Annotated in this window: 7 protein-coding genes; all 7 read right to left on the bottom strand. The window is 45.8% G+C overall.

The annotated features are described in order from the left end of the window. Positions 1–884 (bottom strand): flagellar basal body P-ring protein FlgI (locus PHU49_14045; GenBank protein ID MDD5245127.1); only part of this gene is annotated, 884 nt, incomplete at its 3' end. A gap of 44 nt (positions 885–928) precedes the next feature. Beyond that, positions 929–1,636, bottom strand: coding sequence for a flagellar basal body L-ring protein FlgH (locus tag PHU49_14050; protein MDD5245128.1), 708 nt, complete (start codon positions 1,634–1,636; stop codon positions 929–931). 87 nt (positions 1,637–1,723) lie between these two features. Beyond that, complete coding sequence (gene flgA / locus PHU49_14055) at positions 1,724–2,407, bottom strand: flagellar basal body P-ring formation chaperone FlgA (protein MDD5245129.1); 684 nt, start codon at positions 2,405–2,407, stop codon at positions 1,724–1,726. A 160-nt stretch (positions 2,408–2,567) separates the two neighbouring features. Then, a complete protein-coding gene (flgG, locus tag PHU49_14060; protein MDD5245130.1) occupies positions 2,568–3,356 on the bottom strand; it encodes a flagellar basal-body rod protein FlgG in 789 nt (262 codons plus the stop codon). Between the two features lie 9 nt (positions 3,357–3,365). Continuing rightward, a complete protein-coding gene (gene flgF / locus PHU49_14065) occupies positions 3,366–4,103 on the bottom strand; it encodes a flagellar basal-body rod protein FlgF (GenBank protein ID MDD5245131.1) in 738 nt (245 codons plus the stop codon). 303 nt (positions 4,104–4,406) lie between these two features. Further along, positions 4,407–4,634: a hypothetical protein gene (locus PHU49_14070; protein MDD5245132.1), complete on the bottom strand. Its 228-nt coding sequence runs from the start codon at positions 4,632–4,634 to the stop codon at positions 4,407–4,409. Positions 4,635–4,649: 15 nt separating this feature from the next. Then, positions 4,650–5,117: a chemotaxis protein CheW gene (locus PHU49_14075; GenBank protein ID MDD5245133.1), complete on the bottom strand. Its 468-nt coding sequence runs from the start codon at positions 5,115–5,117 to the stop codon at positions 4,650–4,652. Positions 5,118–5,413: the final 296 nt, after the last annotated feature.

Raw genomic sequence — 5,413 nt, forward strand, 5'->3', positions numbered from 1 at the left:
ACCGTCGATATCCTGACATTTTCGCCTATGACCACAGTCCCCGTCTTTTCATCGACGACTATCCTGGCAAGACTGTCCGGCTTGATCTCAAGGCCTTCAAGCATGGCAAGAAATTTTACCGGATTGGGCCGTAGCGCGTCCGGGATTGTGACGTTTATTGTTCCGCCGTCCTTGGCATGGGCAGAACCCGCAAAGACCTCATTGACACGGTCGGCAATCCTTCTCGCGTTTGTAAAATCAGGCGTTTTCAATGAGACAACAATCGTTTCCGTTCTCAAATGCTCATAAGGGATCTCCTTCTCAATCGATACCCCGTTTACAATCCTGCCTACGGTAGGATGATTCTTCTGTATGGACGCCCCCGCGCCGACTGCCATAAAACCCCCAACCACTATGGGACCCTGGGCAATTCCATAGACCTCGCCGTCGGCACCTTTGAGCTGCGTAAGAAGAAGAACGCCTCCTTCAATACTTTTCGCATCTCCCATCGAGGAGATTACAGCATCGATCTTGTTGCCCGTCTTTGCAAATGGAGGCAGGTCGGCGGTTATCATGACCGCCGCCACATTGTTTACCTTTATGGCCGTTGGATTCACTTTTACCCCCATCTTGTCGAGTAAATTAGCGAGTGATTGGAATGTAAAGAGGGTATTCGATTTGTCGCCTGTTCCGTTCAGTCCCACAACAAGCCCGTACCCGATCAACTGGTTTGACCTCACTCCGTTGATGTAGCCAAGCTCCTTTATACGGGCGGCATCAGCGTCTCTCGCAGAGAAGATAAAGAACATGACCATGCAACACGCGAAAAACAGCAGGAAGTATATAATACTCTCCTTTTTCCGTCTGCACATGAGGTATTCAGTTGTTTCTGCTATCTTTTTCATTGTCTTCGTTGTCCATTATATCTGCATATAACTCTTGGCCACGTCTAAAAAGGCCAGACCAGATCAAATATCCTCGCAAGCCATCCAGGGCTCTGCTTTTCACCAAGTACCCCTATCCCCGTATAGATGATCTTTACGTCCGCAACCTGTGTTGAAAGGATAGAGTTATCATAGGCAATGTCCTTTGGCCTTACGATCCCCTGAAACAATATCTCTTTCTTCTCCTTGTTGACGCTGATCTCCCTCTTCCCCTCTATCGCAAGATTTCCGTTCGGCATAACATCAACCACTCTCGCGGCAATAGTGGCACTCAACGAACCTGTCCGCGTCGTTTCACCCGAACCATTAAAGTCATTCTTTGTATCTGCCTTGACAAACTTGTCAGTGCTTATACTCGATGGTATATTGTTTGTCTCCAGCCCGAAAAAGTTGGGAACGCCGAGCTGAACTGCACCTGACCGCTTCGTATCTGTCGTCGCCGATTCTGTTGCCTGCGAGATCTCAACGATCTTCACGGTTATGATATCGCCGATGCCTTTTGCCCTTTGATCTCCGAAGAGGTTATTGCTGCCGTTATCGCCTTTCCAGATACTTCCGGGTTTAAGATCCACAGAGGCTGGCTTTACATATTTATATGTGTTCTCTATGACAAACGGCTCATCTTTGATTCGCGATTGTTGCAGTGTGTCACAACCGGTAAAGGCAACGAATGAGATGATAACGCATATCACTGTTTTATATATTTCCATCATGTCTCCTAAAAAGAGTGCCACAACCGGTAAGGGCAGCGAATGAGATGATAACGCATATCACTGTTTTATATATTTCCATCATGTCTCCTAAAACTGGACCACAACGGTATTGCTGCCGGTAACCTTGCCGACGAGTTCCTTGCCGGAGGTAACATTTTTGACCCTTACCGTATCACCTATCCTCCCCTTATCGATTGTCTTCCCTCTCGCCTGAACAAGCAACCTTTTACTCTCGACAACAATATTGACCAGATCCCCCCTCTGCAACGCGATCTGTTCCTCAAGGATCTGCTTCGTAACAACCGTATTCGCGGCTATATCCCTTTTTAGTACCCTCCCGGCAACCTCTTCAACGGTAGCCGGATACTCATTGTTTCTGCCGCTCAAATATATCTCTTTCACGGTAATATCGGTTTTTCTTATAACGTCTCCCTGTTTGCCGGGATGTCTCATCATGAATATCTTCCTCTTCGCAAATACCCTGAAGGGCACATGGACATTCCTCGTTCTTCCGCCATCCAGCTCCAACTCCAGTGAACAGATACCGGCGCCGTTTGCATCGGGCATCTCGAGAAAGCTGATATTCCTGATCTTTGTTTTTTCGTTCCGGGAAATTGTCATAGAGTTAAATTTGATACGCACATCATCGTCATCGTTGTATATCTGTTTTACAAACCTCGTAAGCCTTGCCTCAATGACCGACTGGTCCAGGGCAAAAGCAGCTGAGAGCTGAGAGCTGAGAGCGGAGAGTAAAAAGCATAATAAAAACAAATTCAGAAAAGTACGCCTCCTGCTCCTCAATCCCCGATTTTCTATTTTAGTTTTTGGCCCTCTGCCCTCTGCTCTCCGCTCTCCGCTCTTAGCTCTCTGCTCTCTGCTCTCTGCTCTCTGCTCTCCGCTCTCAGCTCTCTGCTCTCCGCTGCCTTTCACGTTATCTCCTTATATTGTTCGCCATCTGGAGCATCTCATCGGCAGCCTGAATAGCCTTTGAATTGACCTCATATGCCCGCTGTCCTATGATGAGATTGATCATCTCCTGCATGATATTCACATTTGACATCTCTAAGTACCCCTGCAGCAAAGTTCCCATTCCGTTGTCCCCCGGTTTGCCTGTTGTCGGGGTACCGCTTGCATCTGTCTCTACAAACAGATTTTTCCCTATTGCCCTTAAACCCGTAGGATTTGCGAAGGTTGCAAGCTCAACCTTACCGATCTGCTGCGGACTCGATTGACCTTGAACAAGGGCGGACACGGTGCCGTCCGATTCGATGGAAATATTGAGTGTCTTTTGCGGGATCGTGATGTTTGGCTCAAGGAGGTAGCCGTCCGATGTGACTATCTTCCCCTCGGAGTCGCTCTTCATGGCGCCGGAACGTGTATAGGCCTTATCCCCTGAAGGAAGGGTAACCTGCAAAAAACCATTCCCCTGGATGGCCATATCAAGCTCATTCCCGGTATTCTGGTAATCTCCCTGCTGGAAGATCTTCTGAACCGCAGACAGCATAGCGCCAAGTCCTATCTGTATTCCTGTCGGTACCTGGTTCCCATTGTCCGTCCTGGTCCCCTGGACCCTCAATGTCTGGTACATCAGGTCCTGGAAATCTGCCCGCGATTTCTTGAACCCATTTGTATTGACGTTTGCAATGTTGTTCGCTATAACGTCAAGGTTCACCTGCTGCACATTCATCCCTGTCGCGGCTGTCCATAATGCCCTTATCATTATTACCTCCTAAAACTTTCCCAGATCCACGAGCTTCGTGTACATATCGGAAAAGAACTGGTCTACCTTTGTGTAGCACTCATATGCCCGCAATGTATTGATCATCTCTATCATTTCTTTAAAAACATTGACGTTTGAGGATTCATAGAAGCCCTGTTTCACGGAAAACGAATCAGGCGTCTTCTCCTGGTTTTCGCTGTTTACGTTCACAAATAAGCTTCTTCCGGAAGGTCTCAGATATTGTTTATCGTCAAAATCTACGATCTTCAAAGTGTCCACTAAGTCTTTACCGACAAATATTGAGCCATCTCTTTCGATGGATACTGTTTTGTCTTTCGCGCTATCAACATCTATCGTGATCTCTCCGCCATTTCCCAGCACAGGGTCGCCGCTCATCGTTACGAGCCTGTTGTTACGATCCAGCGTAAACTGCCCGTTCCTCGTGTACGTGTTGCCGTTCTTTCCTTCTATGACAAAAAAACCGGCGCCATCGATAGCGCAGTCGAATGTGGAACCGCTTTCAATAATCGGGGCGTCAGAAAAATCCGTAAATGTGTCATAAACACCGACATAGGTATTCTTCAGCTCACTGTTACCGGTATTTATCGCCTTCTCGCTTGTCATCATGCTGAATGCGGGTTTTGACGCCTTATAGCCCGCAGTAAGCGCGTTGGCCATATTATTGGTAATAACCTCAAGTCTCCTCTCGTTAATAAATTTGCCGCTTACCGTACCGAAGAAACTCATGCCTTATAAAATGCAATATATATGCCAGGAAAGCCATACATAGTATATAGTAGATAGTATATAGTAGATAGTATATAGTAGATCGTGAACTTCAAAATCGATGCTGGATGCTCGATACTGGATGCCGACAATGATGGGAGTCACAAGAAAGGCAGTGGATAGTAAAAAAACCAGTGAATAGTATTTAGTATATCGTATATCGAAATAAACCTGGGGGATCTTTTGCAGTGTACTATATACGATATACTAAATACGAAATACGGCTTTATTCACCGGAAAATATTTCCTACATGGGTAATTTTTTCACACTGTGATGTCTATCGTGCGTTTTGAGACATCTTCATCAGCGCCGTCATCATAACCATCCCCGTCAGGTTCATCGAGCAGTTTTTTCCCATGGTAACTTCCGGACTTCTTTCTCCTGTCGGATATATTCTTTCTTTTTAGCTGAACGAATTCCTTTGAAATGGATAACTTCTTGTCCAGTGCCTGGACATTACTGAGTAAGTTTACATCGAATGGTTCGCTCATACTATCCCTATAACACTAATTCATTTCTATATTTTCAATCTCTTTCCGCTCCGGTGAAGCAAATATCTTTTTGAGCTCAAGCAAGATCAGCAAACGATCATTTAACTTCCCCACTCCTTCGATGTAATCCGATTCTACCCCGGCCACGATTGATGGTGGCGGTTCTATTGTATTACCGGGTATCCTCAGGACCTCGGAAACAGAGTCAACAATAAATCCAAGTACGAGTCCATCGAGTTCAACAACTATGATCCTTGTCGATTTATCATACACCCTGTTATGAAAACCAAGTCTTTTTCTCAAATCTATAATAGGTATTATTTTCCCCCTGAGGTTGATGACACCTTCAATGAACGAAGGCGCATTCGGTATCCTGGTTATGTTCATCATCTTGTTGATCTCCTGGACCTTTAAGATGTCCACGCCAAATTCTTCATTTTCCAACCTGAAGGTAACAAGCTGCAAGATCTTTCCATCATCCATGGATTCGTCCTCCTTGAATTATTAATCGGAGGGTTTCCAAAAAACTTAAGGAGTAATATGACAAAATCCCTTTAATCAAATCCATCACCCTGCCGATAATACAGATAGTATTAAGGACAATAATGTTGGATCATACTGCACAATCGCTGCCAGACTCACAGGACCCTTTCTGGCAAACAACAGAATTGAACAAGGTATACATCGGGAGACAGCCTGTACTGGACAGGCATAAACGAACCTTCGGCTATGAATTGCTCTTCAGAAACGGCTCTGCAGCGAATGCAAACTTTACCGAT

The organism is Syntrophorhabdaceae bacterium (assembly GCA_028713955.1).
GTDB lineage: Bacteria > Desulfobacterota > Syntrophorhabdia > Syntrophorhabdales > Syntrophorhabdaceae > UBA5609.